Genomic DNA, 16,929 nt, shown 5'->3' on the forward strand with positions numbered 1-16,929 from the left:
GGGCGACGACGATCGAACGTCCCTTGGGTTGTAGCGGTCGGAACATTGCAAATTTTCACGCGTTTACGGTTACGGCGCGCCGATCCGAGCGCGCCCCGCCGCTCTGTCTCGCGAGCGCACGAAATCCGGCGCCCACCGCTGCCCCGGGAAGGTTCAGGAGCAGCCGGCCGAGGCCACGAGGAGATCAAGAAAGGATCAACGCAATGAACCAGCACGAAGAGTTCAAGGAAAAGCCGGTCATCGACCCCGTGACTGGGCAGCCGCTGCCCCAACCCACTGCGCAAACGCACCTCAGCGACGTACCTGTCGAGCCCCCCAGACGCAGCAGCTGGCCAATCATCATCATCCTGCTCGCCGGCTTGGTGCTGGCGTTGATCGCCTGGCTGCCGGCCGAACTGAGCCGCGACACCGCCAACACGGTAGCGCCGCCGTCGACCACCGACCAGCCGGCAACCGGAACGACGGGCCAGGCCACACCGCCGGCCGATACGGGCACGGCTCCCGCCGGTGGAACGACGACCCAGCCGGCCCCGGAAGCAACGCCGCAGCAGGGAACACAGGGCGCTAGCCCGAACTCGACCCCTGGCACGACACCCGAAATGACGCAGCCGGCGCCGTAAGCAGGACGGAGCACGCGCAAACCGGTGGGCCGGAGGCTTTTGATCTCCGGCCCTCGCGTCGTCGTTCACCTGAACAAAAATCATGAGGCCGAATGACGGATCGGCTGTGTCCGTTAGACGTCGTTCGTCAGTCCGGCCGGATGTTTGCGGATATCATCGCGTCCCAGCCGGCTGCGGCGCAGTCGGCGATCGCGACCAGGGTTTCCCGCGTGGCGCCGTCGCGCGCCTGGATCGACATGCCGTGCTGCAGCGAGGCGACGTAGGCGGCAATCGCGGCGCAGTCGACACCCACAGGCAGTTCGCCTTCCTCGACTGCGCGCTCGAAACGCTGCTCCAGAGCCATCTGCTTCTCCAGCCGACGCAGCTTCAGTGCGTCACAGACCTCCGCATCACCACCCGCCATCTGCGGTGCCGACAGAACCACCATGCAGCCTCTCGGCTCGCCACGCTGTGTAAAATTCTCGGCCGTGCGTCTCAACAGGTCGTGCACCGCCGCCTTTGCGGTCGGAACCGTCTCCAGTTCATCCCAGATGCCGGCACCGTCGGTGCGGCCGTAAAGGTCCACGGCCTCGATGAAGAGCTGCGCCTTGCTGCCGAAGGCAGCGTAGAGGCTCGGCGGGTTCAATCCCATGGCCCGAGTCAGATCCGACAGCGAGGTATTGTCATAGCCCTTGTCCCAGAAGAGCTGCATGGCGCTTGCAAGCGCCTCGTCTCTCGAAAAATTGCGTGGCCGCCCGCGGCTCATCTCGGCTGATCCTTTTTTTGTATCGATCAATACATAAATCGCTTGACAGCGGATGGCAAGTCGTTTCCCCTTATATGTATCGATCACTACAGATTTGGAGAAACCAGTGACGAGTTTGAAAGACAAGGTGGCCCTGGTGACGGGCGGCAGCCGCGGCATCGGTGCAGCGATCGCAAGGCGCCTGGCGAGCGACGGCGCAACCGTGGCGGTGACCTACAGCCAGTCGAAAGAAAAGGCCGAGGCGCTCGTGGCGGAGATCACGGGGGATGGCGGCAGCGCACTGGCGATCCAGGCGGACAACCGCGATCCGGGCGCGGTTGAAGCCGCCGTCAAGACGGTCGCGGAAAAACACGGTCGCATCGATATCCTCGTCAACAATGCCGGCATCTTCGACGCCGGAACGGTGGACGAGGTGACTGAGGAGGATTTCGACCGGACGATCGACGTCAATGTGAAGGCGGTGTTTCTCGCCACGCGCGCCGCTTCGGCGCACATGCCGGATGGCGGGCGCGTCATCAACATCGGCAGCAACCTCGCCGCCCGCGTCCCATGGCCGGGCATGAGCCTTTATGTGCTGAGCAAGAGCGCGCTGATTGGCTTCACCAAAGCGGTGGCGCGCGATCTCGGGCCGAAGGGCATCACCGTCAACATCGTCCATCCTGGCTCGACCGACACGGACATGAACCCGGCCAACGGCGAACATGCCGGCCCGCAGCGCGGACTGATGGCGATCCCGCGTTTCAACGAGGCGAGCGACGTAGCAGGCGTCGTCGCCTGGCTGGCGGGGCCTGACGGCCGCAGCGTAACGGGCGCCGAATTCACCATCGACGGCGGCACCAACGCCTGATCAGGCAAGGAACAAGGCCGGAAACGCAGCGTCCGGCCTTTTCCTACTTCGTGATGCTATGGCTTCGGACCGTGTCAGGCCAGGAAACGCTCCGGCCGGTAGGGCGCGATGTCGATGACCGTCTTTTCGCCGGTCATGGCTTCCGCCAGCGCCCGACCGGTGACCGGCCCAAGCGTCATGCCGTGATGGGCATGGCCGAAGGCAAACCACAGGCCCTCGTGACGCGGCGCCTTGCCGATAAGCGGCATCATATCCGGCGTGCAGGGACGCGCGCCCATCCAGGGTTCTTCGTCGCGACGTTCGGCAAGCGGGAAGAATTCGCGCGCCACCCGCTCGGCCCGCGTCAGCTGCACCGGCGTCTTCGGCGCATCGCGCCAGGCAAATTCCGCACCCGTCGTCAAACGGATGCCGCGCAGCATCGGCGCCAGGAAGTAGCCCTTTTCGGCATCGAGCACCCAGTTGTTGAGCTGCGCGCCGTCCTGCATGCCGTAGTGCATGTGGTAGCCACGCTTCACAGCCAGCGGGAAATGATAGCCGAGCTTGCGGGTAACCGTATCGGCCCAGGGGCCGAGCGCCACGACGACTTCGCGGGCTTCCAGCGGCCCTTCCGGGGTGGCGACGCGCCAACCGGGACCTTCGAGTACGTGTTCGGTCGTCGCCGCATCGCCGGAAATCAGCCGTCCGCCCAGGGACTGGAAGTAGGCGAGATAGGCCTTGTTGAGGCTGTGCGGATCGCGGATCGACCAGGGATCGCTCCAGCGCAGACCGCCGACGAGATCGGCCTTGATCGACGGCTCCAGCGTCTTCAGCTCGCTCGTCGAAAGCTTCTGGTGGTTGACGCCGAAGCCCGCCGAGAGCTTTTCCGCTTCCTTGTACGCGGCGTCGCGTTCCTTCTCGGTGCGGAACACCTTCATCCAGCCGTCCTTACGGATGAGGTCGCCGGCTCCGGACGCCTCGATCAGATCCTGATGTTCGGTGATCGAATGCTCGATCAGCGGCGCATAGAGCTGGGCGATGCGCCGGTGCTGGGTAAAGCCGGAATGCCACCAGTAGCGGGCGAGGAACGGCACCAGGCCCGGAAGGGCGCGGAAATGGTAATGGGCGTCGATGGTGTTGTTGAGCGCGTAGCGGAAGAGTGCGCCGAAATCATGCGGGAAGCCGTATGGAAAGACGCCTTCGCGCTGGATCAGGCCGGCGTTGCCGTAGGAGGTTTCCTCGCCGGGGCCACGACGATCGAGCAGCACCACCGACTTGCCGCGGCGGGCGAGATGGATGGCGGTGGAAATGCCGACGATGCCGGCGCCCAGAACCACTACGTCAGTCTTCATCTCAGGCTGCCCCGTTGCTCGATCAAGACAAACCGCGGCTTTGCTGAAGCCGCGGCACCAATATCACTTCTTCTTCAGCGCATTCATGATTTGCTCGAGATAGCCGAGCAGTACGGCCGAGACGACAAAGGCCAGATGTATGATCGTCGCCCACATCAACTGCTCGCTCGAATATTGCTGCGCGTTTAAGAAGATCTGCAGCAGGTGGATCGAGGAAATGGCCACGATCGACGACGCAACCTTGATCTTCAGGCTGCCGGAATCGAGCTTGCCGAGGAAGGAGACCTCCGCATCGCCTTCGTCGAAGCGGCTGACGAAGTTCTCGTAACCGGAAATCATCACCATCACGATCAGGCTGGCCACGAGCGCTGCATCGATCAGGCCGAGCATCGCCAGAATCATCTGCGCATCGTCATAGACGAAGACCATGCTGGCGATCTTCAGCAGCTTGAAGGCGAACGAGATGCCGTAGAGGGCAAGTGCCGCGACCAGGCCAAGGTAGAAGATGACGAGAAGCCAGCGGCTGGACAGGATGATCCGCTCGACGAGCAGTTCCAGCGATTTCATGATGTTCGATACCCCGGGGCGAAAACGACAATTGGGGCATCAATAGCCAAGCGGACCAGCAAGGGCAAGCAAGACGATTCGGCCACCAAACACATCGAGGGCGGCTGTGACGCCGCCCGTTTCCTGTTTATGCCTAACAACTCAAATAGGGCCGCTCAGCCGCGGCGCACCAGGCCGGCAACGAGCGAAATCACCAGAAAGACCAGGAAAAGGAAGAAGAGGATCTGCGCGATGCCCGCGGACGTGCCGGCAATACCCCCAAACCCAAGTACACCCGCTATGATTGCCACAACGAGGAAGACAAGCGCGTAGTATAACATAGCAATTCTCCTTGCCTAAATCACTGCAATGCAAACGCGATAGCTTTCAATTTGTTCCAGTTCTCGATCAAAATCGGCGCGCGGAATTCCGTGGCGTCACTCGACATTAATATTCTGTTTACGATGAAAGACGAAAGAGTCCCAAATCGGCACGGTTTGCACCGGAAATGCCCGGAACCTTCGCAATACTCTGACGTTCTTCATCCATGGAACGCAGGGTCGAAATGAAGATGCCGACAGCACATATCTGGAAAACGGCGACCGAAGCCGGACGGGAGCGGACGCATCTCTCCGATAGAAATCTTCACATCGGAAAGACGATGCGCGACCTGTACACGGACGGCGAAAAACAAAGCGCCAAGCTTCAGTCTCTGCTTGAAGAACTTCGCAGGCGAGAGGCCAAGGCAAAGAAGAAATAAGCGCGATGCGCATGACAAACAAAAAGCCGCGCGACAGGTGTCGCGCGGCTTTTGTCTTGGCGTCGTTCTTCCGGGGAAGCAAGACTGACTGCTTGCCGCGAACCGCCTAGCGGCGCGACATCCATTCGTCGATCTGCCGCTCCGCCTCGTCACGTGCAACGCCGTATCGCGCCTGGATCCGCCCGGCGAGTTCTTCCCTGCGACCATCGATGATATCGAGGTCGTCGTTGGTGAGCTTACCCCACTGCGACTGAGCCTTACCCTTCAACTCGTGCCATTTGCCTTCAACAATGTCCCAGTTCATTTCCGATCCTTTCGGTTGATGCAGTCGCCCTAGCGCAATTGCCCAAGAGCTACCGGTGAAATCAGTTACGAGCCTTGGCGCCGCTTTCGCTTCGCGCGGCAACGGCATAGCTGCCGTCATCGACCTTGACCTCGACCTGCAGACGGCCAGGCGCCTTCACCTGCCACTCGATGGTCGCGTCTTCTACGAACAGCGCCGGATCGACTTCCGCGCAGGCGCCATAAGCGTGCTTGAAGCTCGTCGATGTCGCCTCGATCGCAGGCGAAAGCAGTTCGCGGCATTCGTCTACGGTCTCGAAAGCCACGGTGGGCGCCGGCACTTCGCGGCAGGCCTCTGTCGTCTGCATGCAGCCGACCAGGACCATGATGGCGGCAATGTGTTCCATTCGCATGCTCCCTTGCGTCAAACTCCAACAGCAAACGGAAATGTGCGATCTGCGGTTCCGCGAATGGGCGCGAAATATTTCCTGGAACCTTGGCGTCAGCTGCGCGTTTGAGCGGCCCAGAGACGGTCGGGAGGCGTCATTCGCCCACAGCGTTCAGCGGGCGACCACGGCCCACAACCGGGACGGCCATCGACCGTCGGCCACCCCAACAATGGAACAAAAATGCCCCGGTCTCGTTTTCGCAACGATAACAAGCGCTGCGACCGCGGCCGAGCGACGGAGGAGATACTGGCGAGGCAAGGACACACCACAAGCGGCTCGCTCATTGCGAGCGCCGAAAGGTAACATCAAAAGTCGATCAGGACGGCGCGGCATCGGGTACGGGCTATGCCTATGCCTCATTGTCGTCATTCTGTTCGTCACCAGTCGCGGGCAAATCGATTTCACCGAAAATTGATTCTCAGTTCAACAAAGCAACCCTCGGATAGGAACGCGTCATGAAGAAGATACTTATCGTAGCAAGCCTGATCCTCCCCCTCGCGGCATGCACGCAGACAGAAAAGGGCGCGGCGATCGGCGCAACCGGCGGTGCCATCGTCGGCGGTGCGGCGACGGGCAATGTCAGGGGTGCGGCCGTGGGCGCGGCCATCGGCGGCGTCGCCGGTGCGCTCATCGGCAACGCCAACGAACCGGGCCGCTGCATCTATCGCGACCGCTACGGCCGCCGCTACGAAGCCGCCTGCTGATCGGCGCATCTCATGAAGAAACGGGCAGCCGCCCGTTTCTTCCCCCCTCAAAGCGGAACCCCACCCTTCGACGGGACTTTGGCCGCAGCCTCCGCTTCATCGAGTTTTTCAAGAAGATTGAGAAAGAGTTCCGGAACGGGCTCCTGCTCCAGCGACCGATAGAGCGCCCTCAAGCTGGTGCCGATCGAGCCGCCGATGTCGAGCGTTTCGGCAGTGCCTCCGCGCTGTTGGCCTACGCCGCCGTGCTTTCCGGTTTCTTCATCCATGCTGCGTCCCACCACCGCTTAGTCCTTCACGGCTTTTGCTGCCCTTGCGAAATCGCCGGCACACCGTTTCGAACACGTCCCCCATTTGCTCTAAGCCGAAAAACGTGTTCAAAACATCCATCTATTCCGCCCCATACCCCCTATCCTCAGAAATCAAACGAATCGCATTGCACGTAAGGAAGTCGTTGATGTCACTTTCGACCCGGATTGCGCCCCACCTGCCCTTTCTGCGCCGTTACGCGCGGGCCGTCACAGGCTCGCAGGCCGCAGGCGACGGCTATGTGGCCGCCGTTCTCGAAGCCCTGATCGAGGATATCAGCCTCTTTCCGGAAGCCTCGAACGACCGGATCAGCCTCTACAAGCTGTTCTGCTCGCAGTTCGAAAAGATCTCGATCGACCGCAGCGAAAATGCCTCACCGTTCGCATGGGAAAAACAGGCGGCCGCCAATCTCTCGCTGATCGCGCCGGCGCCGCGCCAGGCGTTTCTGCTCGTATCGGTCGAGGGTTTCTCCATCGCCGATGCGGCCGAGGTCATGAACCTCAGCCAGGCCGAGTTTTCGAAGCTCCTGACAGTCGCCTCGGAGGACATTTCGCACCAGGTCGCAACGGACGTCCTGATCATCGAGGACGAGCCGCTGATCGCGCTTGATATCGAGGATATGGTGACCAGCCTCGGCCACCGCGTCACCGGGATCGCCCGCACCCACGGCGAGGCGCTCGATCTCTACCGCAAGACCTCTCCGAAGATGGTTCTGGCCGACATCCAGCTTGCCGATGGCAGCTCGGGCATCGACGCCGTCAACGAGATCCTCACGCAGGCCGCTGTGCCGGTGATCTTCATCACCGCATTCCCCGAGCGGCTGCTGACCGGCAAGCGGCCGGAGCCAGCCTTTCTCGTGACCAAGCCGTTCAATCCGGACATGGTGAAGGCACTGATCAGCCAGGCGCTGTTCTTCGACGAGCACGCACGCTCTGCCCGGCGCTAGGCCGGGCAACACATCCCCTTATCCGGGCAGCTGACGTTCAGGCGGCTGGTCGCTGATTTCCTCGACGATGGCGAGGACGATGAGAGAGAGCGGCAGCGCCAGCATGGCGCCGACCGCCCCCCACATCCAGGTCCAGAACACGATCGCCAGGAAGATCAAGAACGGGTTCACCTCGAGCTCGTTGCCGAGGATGGCCGGAATGGCAAGGTTTTCCATCGCAAGGTGAACGACGAAGAAGGCCACCGCCGGCGCCAATGCCAGCCACAGCACCTCGTGCGTCATCAGCCCCGCCACCAGCAAGCTCAGCGTCATCGCCGTCACGCCGAGATAGGGAATGAAGCTGGAGACGAAAGCGAACAGGCCCCACAACGGCGCCATGCCCAGACCCCCGACAAAAGCGATCACCGTCGTCACGAGGCCGAGCGAGAAATAGATGACGCTGGCGATCGAGAAGTATCGCGCCAACGCATCCTCGATGCCGTTCATGATGCGAATGGCGCTAAGCCGCCGCTCACGGCTGGCAAAGGCAAGGATGACCGCCTTGCGCAGTTGCAACCGTCCGAGCAGAAACAGGCCGAGTGCTGCGAGGAAGATCAGTGTCTGCACCAAAGCGGGTGTCAGCCCGGCGGCGGTGGCGGCAAGCATCGGGCCGGCATTCTTCATGACGGTATCGGCAATCGCATCGTTGCCGACGCTGCGCGCGACGGCCAGACGCAGCCACTCGAACCGGTCAATGAACGGCATCACCCGCGCCACCACGCTTTCGGCAAGCTTCGGCGCCTCCGAGGCGAGCGCCGTCAACGGACCCAGGAGGGCGTTGACGAGCCACGAGAGGCCGGTGACGAAAATGATCGCCAGCAGTAGCCCTCCGAAAATCGGCGGCAGACCATAACGCGCCAGTCCGTCGGCCGTCCGGCCGAGCACGACGCCGACGACGATCGCAAGCGTGATCGGCAGGAGGATCGTTTCCATGGCGTAGATGCCCGCGCATGCGGCAATGGCGAAGAGGCCAATGATGCTCCAGGCGACCATCAGATCGATGCCGTCGCGCCGCGGGGCTGTCGATGGCGCCGCCGTCGCCACAGCAGCCTCTTCCTCGACGATCCACCGCGCACGCTTGCGCTGCTGGGCGGCACCCGCCCGACGCAGCGTATTCGCGATCATGCCTCGCCGTCCTTCAGCCAGGGCCGCGCGCGGTTCGTTCGCGTTTCCGGTCAACAGATCAGGCCGCCCTGCCTTTTGCTCCGGCCCGGCTTGCGGCACATCGCGTGAATGATCTTGCACGGTCAATGGTGTTCCGGCGGGAAGACATGCAGGGTCAGCGACAATAGGCCAAGCCCCAGAATGATGACGAGCAAGGTATGGGCGACACCTGCGGCGGTGTAGGGAACAAGACCGAAACCGATCATGACGCCCGCCAGGAGAAGGACACAGACACGGGGCAGCCAGTAAAGCATAGACAGTCCTCCCAATCGTGGCGGCCGGTTTTGGCCTGCTTCTTCGGATTGGACACTTAACGTGCCGGTGCGCCGTTTGGTTCCGCGCAAGGGAACTGAAATGGGAACGAAAAACGCCGCCGGACGGCAGTCCGGCGGCGCAGGAATAAGAAGACGAGAAATCCCGTAGCGCAGGCCTTAGGCGGCAGCGGCGACGACGATGACTTCGACGAGGTAGTCCGGGGTCGCGAGCTTGGCTTCGCCGGTGGCGCGAGCCGGGGTGTGGCCCTGCGGTGCCCAGGCGTCCCAGACCGAGTTCATCTTCGGGAAGTCTGCCATGTCGGCGAGCCAGATGGTGGCCGAGAGGATGCGGGTCTTGTCGGTGCCGGCGAGCGCCAGAAGACGGTCGACTTCGGCAAGCGCCTGCTTGGTCTGCGTCACGACATCGTCACCGGCGTTGCCGACCTGGCCGGCGAGGTAGACGGTGTTGTTGTAGACCACGGCCTGGCTCATACGGGGGCCGGTTTCGAAACGCTTGATTTCCATGAACGTGTTCCTGAGGTTGGGCCGAACGATCGGTCCGGCCAAAAAAGCGGCTGCCCGCCGCCAAGAGGCGAGAAGTGAAGGCGGCGCGACACCTCTACACCATCAAGCCCCCAAGTCAAAGAAGCCGGGCATTGGCTGCCCGGCTTCTCTTGTTTCTTCAGCAAAAATCAGCAGCGGCGGGTCAGGCCGCCTGCTTCTTCTTGGCAAGGCGCGCCTTGATGCTCTCGACATCCGCACGCGGCGTCGCTGCGAACAGCGTCTTGGTGTAGCTGTGCTTCGGGTCGGCAAAGACCTCGTCGCGGCTGCCGTATTCGACCGCTTCGCCGAAATACATCACCATGACATCGTCAGCGATATAGCGCACGACAGAGAGGTCGTGGCTGATGAAGACGTAGGTGAGCTTCAGTTCGTCCTGAAGGTCGGCGAGCAGGTTCAGCACCTGTGCCTGGACCGACAGGTCGAGCGCCGACACCGGCTCGTCGAGCACCAGCAGCTTCGGGTTCAGCATCAACGCGCGCGCAATGGCGATACGCTGGCGCTGGCCGCCCGAAAACATGTGCGGATAGCGGTTGAAGTGCAGCTCGGTGAGGCCGACCTTCTTCAGCATCGTCATCGCCCGGTCGCGACGTTCGTCGGCCGGCGTGTCGGTGTTGATGACCAGCGGTTCCATCAGGATGTCGCCGATCTTCTGGCGTGGGTTGAGCGAGCCATAGGGGTTCTGGAAGACGATCTGCACCTTGCGGCGCATCTCCGGCGTCATGTCGCCTTTGGAGATATCGATCTTCTTGCCCTCGATCAGCAGTTCGCCGGAGGTCGCCGGGTCGATCAGGGTGAGGATGCGGCCCAGCGTGGACTTGCCGCAACCGCTTTCGCCAACGATCGCCAGCGTCTTGCCCTGTTCGACGGAAAAGCTCACGCCTTTCAGCGCATGAACCGTCTTTGCCTTTTTGATGAGGCCGCCGGGGATATGGTAGTCGCGCACCAGATTGCGCGCTTCGAGGATCACGCTCATTGGGCCGCTCCTTCGTCGACGAAGAGTTCGGAAATCGTCGGCAGACGATCGCCGGTCGCGTTGTCAGGCAGCGCCGCCAGAAGTGCGCGCGTGTAGTTGCTCTTCGGGTTTTCGAAGAGCGTCAGCACGTCGGCCTCTTCCATCTTGCGGCCCTTGTACTGCACGACCACCCGGTCGGCAGTCTCGGCGACCACGCCCATGTTGTGCGTGATCATGATCAGGCCCATCTTGTGCTCGGCCTGCAGCCTCATCAGGAGGTCCAGGATCTGCTTCTGGATCGTCACGTCGAGCGCGGTGGTCGGCTCGTCGGCGATCAGGAGCTTCGGGTTGCAGGCGATCGCGATCGCGATCATCACGCGCTGGCACTGGCCGCCCGACATCTGGTGCGGATAGTGGCCGAGCCGCTCGGCCGGATCGGGAATGCCGACCGCCTCGAACAGTTCGATTGCGCGCTTGCGGCGACCGGCCTTGTCGAGGCCCATGTGGATGCGCAGCACTTCCTCGATCTGGAAGCCGACGGTGAAGCACGGGTTGAGGCTGGCGATCGGCTCCTGGAAGATCATGGCAATATCCTTGCCGACGATCTTGCGCCGTTCGTTTGCCGACATGCCGAGCAGGTCGCGGCCGTTGAAAGTGAGCTTGTCGGCGGTCACTTTCGCCGTCCAGGGCAGAAGCCCCATGGCGGCCAGCATCGACACGGACTTGCCCGAGCCGGACTCGCCAACGATCGCAAGCACTTCGCCTTCATGGACCTTCATCGACACGCCGTTGACGGCGCGGAAGGGACCGGAGGCCGTCTGGAATTCGACGACCAGGTTTTCGATTTCGAGAAGCGCCATGATCAGGACCTCTTCAGCTTGGGATCGAGCGCATCGCGCAGGCCGTCACCCATAAGGTTGATCGCCAGCACCGTGATCAGGATCGCGATACCCGGAAGGGTCACCACCCACCAGTGGCTGCTGATGAACTCGCGGGCTTCGGCGAGCATCGTGCCCCATTCCGGTGTCGGAGGCTGTGCGCCCATGCCGAGGAAGCCGAGGGCCGCAGCGTCAAGGATCGCGCTCGAGAAGGAGAGTGTCGCCTGTACGATCAGCGGCGCCATGCAGTTCGGCAGGATCGTCTTGAACATCAGACGGCCATGACCGGCGCCGGCCACCTTGGCGGCAACGACATAGTCACGGGTCTTTTCGCTCATGACGGCAGCACGCGTCAGGCGCACGAAGTGCGGCTGGAAGACGAGCGCGATGGCGATCATGGCGTTGACGAGGCCCGGGCCGAGGACGGCGACCAGCACGAGGGCGAGCAGCAGCGACGGGAAGGCGAGGATGATGTCCATCACGCGCATGATGACGGTATCGACCCAACCACGGAAGTAGCCGGCGATGACGCCAAGCGCGATACCGCCGACGAGCGACAGGGTCGTGACGATGACACCGACGAACAGCGAGAAGCGCGTGCCGTAGATCAGGCGGGACAGCATGTCGCGGCCGACGGCGTCGGTGCCGAGCAGGAAGCCGGCGCGGCCGCCCTCCTGCCATACCGGCGGTACCAACACCGCATCGCGGTACTGTGCCACCGGATCGTGCGGTGCGACCCACGGTGCGAAGACCGCGAGCAGAACGAGGAACACGAAGAACACGAGACCGATCACGGCGCCGCGGTTCTCGGAGAAGTAATACCAGAACTCGGCCAATCGCGCCCGGCGGGACGGATCGGTCGAAACGGTGCTTGTTGCAGCAGCTTGAGACATGACGCCCTCCTTAGTGCCGGATGCGCGGATTGATGAGACCGTAGAGCAGGTCGACGATGAGGTTGACCAGCATGATCACCGCGGCGATGACGAGCAGGCCGCCCTGGATGACGGCGTAGTCGCGACGCGACACCGAATCCACCATCCACTTGCCGATGCCCGGCCAGGAGAAGATCGTTTCCGTCAGGATCGCACCGGCGAGCATGACGCCCACCTGCAGGCCGATGGTGGTGACCACCGGGATCATCGCATTGCGCAGCGCATGGACGCCGACGACCCGGAAGGTCGAAAGGCCCTTGGCCCGTGCCGTGCGCACGTAGTCTTCGGAGAGAACTTCAAGCATCGCCGAGCGCGTCTGGCGCGCGATGACCGCAAGCGGAATGGTTCCAAGCACGATCGTCGGCAGGATCAGGTGGCTGACGGCCGACTTGAACGCGCCGGCCTGACCGGACAGGAGCGAGTCGATCAGCATGAATCCGGTTACCGGCGGGAAGAAGTACATCAGCGAGATGCGGCCGGAGACCGGCGTCCACTGCAGCATGCCGGAAACGAGCATGATGAGCAGCAGGCCCCACCAGAAGATCGGCATGGAGAAGCCGACGAGTGCGGTGCCCATCATCGCCTGGTCGACGGCCGAGCCGCGCTTGATCGCAGCAATCACGCCAGCCGGAATGCCGAGAATGACCGCAAACAGGATCGCACAGAGCGAAAGCTCGACGGTTGCCGGAAACAGTTCGAAGAACTGATCGATGACCGGCTTCTTGGTAACGATCGAGGTGCCGAAATCACCCTGGAGCACGCCCCAGAGATAATCGAGGTATTGCACCACGATCGGCCGGTCGAAGCCGAGTGCGTGTGAAATTTCCGCATGTCGCTCCGGCGACATGACGCGCTCGCCCGAAAGCAGCGCAACCGGATCGCCCGGAAGCAGGCGGATGAAGGAGAAGGCGATGATGGAGACGCCGACGAAGGTCGGTATCAGGACAGCCAATCGCCCCAAGAGAAATCGGAACATGTTAAACCCCGCGCCATGTTGCCGCGGCATTGTATCCCGCCGCTGGCACCACCGCATGCTTTCCCACTTAACGGCCAAGCATACAGCAAGTCGAAATGCCACAGCGACCTTTTGCGCTCCAGCCGGAACTCAGGGTCGCTATAGTGGATGCAAAGAGGGGCGCTTGCCCTTGGCAAACGCCCCCTTAAGGATCAGTTAACTAAATTACTCGGTGATGTCCACGCCGTCGAAGGCAAAATCACCAAGTGGGCTCTGAACGAAGCCCTCGACGTTCTTGCGCATCGGCACGACCGAGAGCGAGTGGTCGATCGTCGCCCACGGCGCTTCGCGCTTGAAGACGACCTGCGCCTCTTCGTAGAGCTTGGTGCGCTCTGCGGGGTCAGAGGTTTCCTTCGCCTTCTTCACGAGAGCGTCGAATTCCTGGTTGCACCACTGTGCACGGTTGTTGCCGCCGACAGCGTTGCAGCCGAGAAGCGTGTCGAGGAAGTTGTCCGGGTCGCCGTTGTCGCCGGTCCAGCCGAGGATGACGGCACCGTCACGATCCTTGGCCTTGGACTTGTCGAGGTATTCGGCCCATTCGTAGGAGACGATCTCGACCTTGACGCCGATCTTGGCGAAGTCCGACTGCATCAGTTCAGCTGCGCGACGGGCGTTCAGCATGTACGGACGCGAAACCGGCATTGCCCAGAGCTTCATCGACAGGTCCTTGACGCCTGCGTCTTCAAGCATCTTCTTGGCGACTTCGGGCTCGTAGGTGTCGTCTTCGATCTTGTCGTTGTACGACCACATCGTCGGCGGGATCGGGTTGACGGCCGGCTGGGCAGCACCCTGGAAGACGGCATCGACGATCGCCTGCTTGTTGATCGCCTTGTTCAGCGCCTTGCGGACTTCCGGCTTGTCGAACGGAGCCTGGGTCGTGTTGTAGGCGAGGTAGGAGACGTTGAGGCCGGCCTGTTCCATGACCTTCAGGTTCGGGTCTGCCTTCATCTTCGAAACGTCGGCAGCATTCGGGAACGGCATCAGGTGGCATTCGCCAGCCTGGAGCTTCTGGAAGCGAACCGAAGCGTCAGACGTGATCGCGAAGACGAGGTCGTCGATCTTCTGCTTGCCACCCCAATAGTCCGGGTTTGCCTTGTAGCGGATGACGGCATCCTGCTGGTAGGCGACAAAAGCGAACGGACCGGTGCCGAGCGGCATCTGGTTCATCTGCTCCATCTTGCCGTCAGCCTGCAGCTTGTCGGCATACTCCTTCGACAGGATCGAAGCAAACGGCATCGCGATGTTGGCGAGGAACGGCGCTTCCTTGCGCGTCAGGGTGAACTTGACGGTCAGGTCGTCGACCTTCTCAACCGACTTGATGACTTCCGGGAAGCCCATGCCGGCTGCGTATTCCCACGAAGCGCCAGCAATGTACTTGTTCCACGGATTGTCAGCCTTCAGCTGGCGCTCGTAGGAGAACACCACGTCGTCGGCAGTGAAATCACGCGACGGCGTGAAGAATTCGGTGGTCTGGAACTTGACGCCCGGACGCAGCTTGAAGGTGTAGACCAGGCCGTCGTCGGAGATCGTCCAGCTTTCGGCGAGGCCCGGCTCAACTTCGGTCGTGCCCTTCTTGAACTCGAGCAGGCGGTTGTAAACCGTGTGCGCAGCCGCGTCGAAGGTCGTGCCGGCGGTGTACAGGCCCGGGTCAAAACCCTCTGGCGAACCTTCCGAGCAATAAACGAACGTCTTCGACCAGGCGGAGCCGGCCATCAGCGTGGCAAGCGCCGTCGCTGCAAACAGAGTAGTGAGCTTTTTCATGAGCTTTGCTTCCCAGATTTGTTTTTGTTCTCGTGTTTTCCTGACGCGGAATGCCGTTGCCCCCGGTCAAGGCCGGATGGAACGACATTTGGCGTCGCATTGCAATAAGTCGCCGCAGAAATTTGTCTATGCGAAAAATTCGTCCGCAGGTAGAGCCGGGATATTCGTCCACTGTTTTAGAATCGCCTGACAAAACAGTACACCGCGGCACCTAAAATCCACGACGTTCCGGCCGCTTCCACAGGGTCTGCAGCCTCCCCCGCCAGCCCCTTGGGCGGCGCGATGCCACACCGGGGAAGCCACCTTGGTTCCGGGTGAATACCCCTACCGAGAATGCCGTGATCGTTGGCCGCACGAACACGCGATTCGGCCTCGACAGGTTTTCGTCAATCCCAAGATACTATGGTAGAAATCCCGAACGGGATTGTGCAATAAAATGTATACAAATTCGGGGGAGATATTCGACGTGCCCAGACGTCCTTGGGAGGGACCGGCAGCCGCCTTTTACAGCTTTCAGTCGCTCGGTGGGCTTGCCGAGGGACGCGCATGACCCTGCCTGTCGGCAATACCGGCAACGCACTTTGCCGATTGATCGCTGCGGCTCGCGGGATAAACTGCCGCACGACGATAAGGGGATAGCCAGTCCGTGGCGGCTTTGCTGGAAAATCACAGGCGATACGACCTTCGCGACGAGCTAGAGAAGGCGCTCAACCGCGTCGATTTCTTCCGCATTTTTCATACCATGGCATTGCGCTACGGCTTCAGCCATTTCGGCATTCTGCAGCTCGGCAACGAGAACGACGCCTGCATGCTGTCCACCCGCCTAGTATTGCACGACCTGCCATCCGGGCTCGCGGAGGAATACGACAAGCGCCATCGCTTTGGCGACTCCGTGTTTTACAAGACGCTGCACCGCTCGGCGATCTCGTCGGTATGGCGGGCGGACGACCCCGGCTGCGACGCCAGCCAGAACCTGCTGGTGCAGCTCGGTTTCGAACTGCTCGTCAGCGTACCGGTGCACGCAGCTTCCACCGGCGCGCGCTATGCCGTGCTCTTTCTCGGAGACGGGGAGGATATCGGCCGGGCCGAGCATGTGGCGCTCGCCTATGACGCGATCGCCGCCTTCGACTATTTCTATCGCATCGCGCTTGCCAATAAGGCCGGGATGGGACTGACGCCGCGCGAAACCGAAATCCTCAAGTGGATCTCGCACGGCAAGACGGCAAGCGAGATTGCGCTCATCGTTTCGGTGTCGGAGCACACGGTGAACTCACACACCGCAACGATCCTGAAGAAACTCGACGTCGTCAATCGCACCCAGATGGTGGCGAAGGCAATCCGAGAGCAGATCATCCAGTAGCAGCCGATGCGTGGCCGCGTTTCGCACCGCCACGCCCAACGAACGGGACGCCCGCCATCAGCAAGGGTATTCGGTCATGACGCGAAAAGCACACATCCTGCTCGTTGACGACGACCCGGCAGAAAACCTGATCCTGCGCGCGCTCATCCGCAAGGTGAGCAGCATCGACATCGAGCTGCACTACTGCCAGACGATCGATGATGCGCTTGCATTCCTGCGCTCGGGCAAACCCGTATCGATGATCCTGCTCGACAACCGTCTGCGGCCGCAGCTCGATTTCCGCGAGACGGTCCCGGCCCTCCGGCATCAGGGCTATATCGGCCCGATCGGGGTAATCTCAGCATCGCTCGCCGATGCCTATTTTCAGAATCTGGAGGATTACGGCGCCGATTTCCGCATCGACAAGGCTGAAATCGACCCCACTGCGATCGACTTCATATTGCGGGAATATCTACCGCAAGAGTAACACCCGGCGGC

General features: G+C 61.8%; 22 protein-coding genes. 7 read left to right on the forward strand and 15 right to left on the reverse strand.

Annotation, left to right across the window (positions count from 1 at the left end):
* Positions 1 to 203 precede the first annotated feature (203 nt).
* Positions 204 to 620 carry a hypothetical protein gene (locus ASD01_RS31695; RefSeq protein WP_051659567.1) on the forward strand — a complete coding sequence of 139 codons (417 nt, stop codon included), beginning with the start codon at positions 204 to 206 and terminating at the stop codon, positions 618 to 620.
* A gap of 127 nt (positions 621 to 747) precedes the next feature.
* Here the strand turns inward: ASD01_RS31695 and ASD01_RS31700 are convergent, their stop codons facing one another.
* The gene (locus ASD01_RS31700; RefSeq protein WP_034800870.1) at positions 748 to 1,365 is read right to left on the reverse strand and encodes a TetR/AcrR family transcriptional regulator; all 618 of its coding nucleotides are present in this window, start codon (positions 1,363 to 1,365) and stop codon (positions 748 to 750) included.
* A gap of 52 nt (positions 1,366 to 1,417) precedes the next feature.
* Here ASD01_RS31700 and ASD01_RS31705 point away from each other — a divergent pair, with 52 nt between their 5' ends.
* Positions 1,418 to 2,212, forward strand: coding sequence for a 3-oxoacyl-ACP reductase family protein (locus ASD01_RS31705; protein ID WP_082566269.1), 795 nt, complete (start codon positions 1,418 to 1,420; stop codon positions 2,210 to 2,212).
* A 74-nt stretch (positions 2,213 to 2,286) separates the two neighbouring features.
* Here the strand turns inward: ASD01_RS31705 and ASD01_RS31710 are convergent, their stop codons facing one another.
* The 3 genes from ASD01_RS31710 to ASD01_RS35075 form a co-directional block, all read right to left on the reverse strand.
* Positions 2,287 to 3,540, reverse strand: coding sequence for an NAD(P)/FAD-dependent oxidoreductase (locus ASD01_RS31710; protein ID WP_034800866.1), 1,254 nt, complete (start codon positions 3,538 to 3,540; stop codon positions 2,287 to 2,289).
* A gap of 63 nt (positions 3,541 to 3,603) precedes the next feature.
* Positions 3,604 to 4,107, reverse strand: a complete 504-nt coding sequence (locus tag ASD01_RS31715; protein ID WP_082566270.1) for a TIGR00645 family protein — start codon at positions 4,105 to 4,107, stop codon at positions 3,604 to 3,606.
* Between the two features lie 155 nt (positions 4,108 to 4,262).
* Positions 4,263 to 4,427: a DUF1328 domain-containing protein gene (locus ASD01_RS35075; RefSeq protein ID WP_034800864.1), complete on the reverse strand. Its 165-nt coding sequence runs from the start codon at positions 4,425 to 4,427 to the stop codon at positions 4,263 to 4,265.
* A gap of 224 nt (positions 4,428 to 4,651) precedes the next feature.
* Between ASD01_RS35075 and ASD01_RS31720 the strand changes: the two genes are divergently transcribed.
* A complete protein-coding gene (locus ASD01_RS31720; RefSeq protein WP_034801404.1) occupies positions 4,652 to 4,846 on the forward strand; it encodes a hypothetical protein in 195 nt (64 codons plus the stop codon).
* Between the two features lie 106 nt (positions 4,847 to 4,952).
* Here the strand turns inward: ASD01_RS31720 and ASD01_RS31725 are convergent, their stop codons facing one another.
* Complete coding sequence (locus ASD01_RS31725; protein ID WP_034800861.1) at positions 4,953 to 5,150, reverse strand: CsbD family protein; 198 nt, start codon at positions 5,148 to 5,150, stop codon at positions 4,953 to 4,955.
* Positions 5,151 to 5,211: 61 nt separating this feature from the next.
* Positions 5,212 to 5,535: a hypothetical protein gene (locus tag ASD01_RS31730; protein WP_034800858.1), complete on the reverse strand. Its 324-nt coding sequence runs from the start codon at positions 5,533 to 5,535 to the stop codon at positions 5,212 to 5,214.
* A gap of 497 nt (positions 5,536 to 6,032) precedes the next feature.
* Between ASD01_RS31730 and ASD01_RS31735 the strand changes: the two genes are divergently transcribed.
* Complete coding sequence (locus ASD01_RS31735; protein ID WP_034800856.1) at positions 6,033 to 6,281, forward strand: glycine zipper domain-containing protein; 249 nt, start codon at positions 6,033 to 6,035, stop codon at positions 6,279 to 6,281.
* Between the two features lie 47 nt (positions 6,282 to 6,328).
* On the opposite strand, the gene ASD01_RS31740 is transcribed toward ASD01_RS31735, so the two are convergent.
* On the reverse strand, positions 6,329 to 6,547 hold the full coding sequence (locus ASD01_RS31740) for a NepR family anti-sigma factor (RefSeq protein ID WP_034800854.1): 219 nt from the start codon (positions 6,545 to 6,547) through the stop codon (positions 6,329 to 6,331).
* 188 nt (positions 6,548 to 6,735) lie between these two features.
* Here ASD01_RS31740 and ASD01_RS31745 point away from each other — a divergent pair, with 188 nt between their 5' ends.
* The gene (locus ASD01_RS31745; RefSeq protein ID WP_034800852.1) at positions 6,736 to 7,533 is read left to right on the forward strand and encodes a response regulator; all 798 of its coding nucleotides are present in this window, start codon (positions 6,736 to 6,738) and stop codon (positions 7,531 to 7,533) included.
* 18 nt (positions 7,534 to 7,551) lie between these two features.
* Here the strand turns inward: ASD01_RS31745 and ASD01_RS31750 are convergent, their stop codons facing one another.
* From ASD01_RS31750 to ASD01_RS31780, 8 genes are all read right to left on the reverse strand, one after another.
* Entirely contained in the window at positions 7,552 to 8,682 is a 1,131-nt protein-coding gene (locus ASD01_RS31750) for an AI-2E family transporter (protein ID WP_370689547.1), read from the reverse strand.
* 137 nt (positions 8,683 to 8,819) lie between these two features.
* The gene (locus ASD01_RS36325) at positions 8,820 to 8,990 is read right to left on the reverse strand and encodes a hypothetical protein (protein WP_090425577.1); all 171 of its coding nucleotides are present in this window, start codon (positions 8,988 to 8,990) and stop codon (positions 8,820 to 8,822) included.
* A gap of 177 nt (positions 8,991 to 9,167) precedes the next feature.
* Complete coding sequence (locus tag ASD01_RS31755) at positions 9,168 to 9,515, reverse strand: RidA family protein (protein WP_034800849.1); 348 nt, start codon at positions 9,513 to 9,515, stop codon at positions 9,168 to 9,170.
* Positions 9,516 to 9,696: 181 nt separating this feature from the next.
* Positions 9,697 to 10,527, reverse strand: coding sequence for an ABC transporter ATP-binding protein (locus tag ASD01_RS31760; RefSeq protein WP_034800847.1), 831 nt, complete (start codon positions 10,525 to 10,527; stop codon positions 9,697 to 9,699).
* A complete protein-coding gene (locus ASD01_RS31765; RefSeq protein WP_082566271.1) occupies positions 10,524 to 11,366 on the reverse strand; it encodes an ABC transporter ATP-binding protein in 843 nt (280 codons plus the stop codon). The genes ASD01_RS31760 and ASD01_RS31765 overlap by 4 nt, the downstream gene beginning before the upstream one ends.
* Positions 11,367 to 11,368: 2 nt before the next feature.
* Positions 11,369 to 12,277 (reverse strand): ABC transporter permease subunit, encoded by a 909-nt coding sequence (locus ASD01_RS31770; protein WP_034800846.1) that lies wholly within the window; start codon positions 12,275 to 12,277, stop codon positions 11,369 to 11,371.
* Positions 12,278 to 12,287: 10 nt separating this feature from the next.
* Complete coding sequence (locus ASD01_RS31775; protein WP_034800844.1) at positions 12,288 to 13,292, reverse strand: ABC transporter permease subunit; 1,005 nt, start codon at positions 13,290 to 13,292, stop codon at positions 12,288 to 12,290.
* Positions 13,293 to 13,496: 204 nt separating this feature from the next.
* Complete coding sequence (locus ASD01_RS31780; protein ID WP_034800843.1) at positions 13,497 to 15,092, reverse strand: ABC transporter substrate-binding protein; 1,596 nt, start codon at positions 15,090 to 15,092, stop codon at positions 13,497 to 13,499.
* Positions 15,093 to 15,738: 646 nt separating this feature from the next.
* On the opposite strand from ASD01_RS31780, the gene ASD01_RS31785 reads away from it, so the two are divergent.
* A complete protein-coding gene (locus ASD01_RS31785; protein WP_051659566.1) occupies positions 15,739 to 16,452 on the forward strand; it encodes a helix-turn-helix transcriptional regulator in 714 nt (237 codons plus the stop codon).
* 10 nt (positions 16,453 to 16,462) lie between these two features.
* Entirely contained in the window at positions 16,463 to 16,918 is a 456-nt protein-coding gene (locus ASD01_RS31790; protein ID WP_089044704.1) for a response regulator, read from the forward strand.
* Positions 16,919 to 16,929 lie beyond the last annotated feature (11 nt).

This window comes from Ensifer sp. Root423 (assembly GCF_001426275.1).
GTDB lineage: Bacteria > Pseudomonadota > Alphaproteobacteria > Rhizobiales > Rhizobiaceae > Ensifer > Ensifer adhaerens.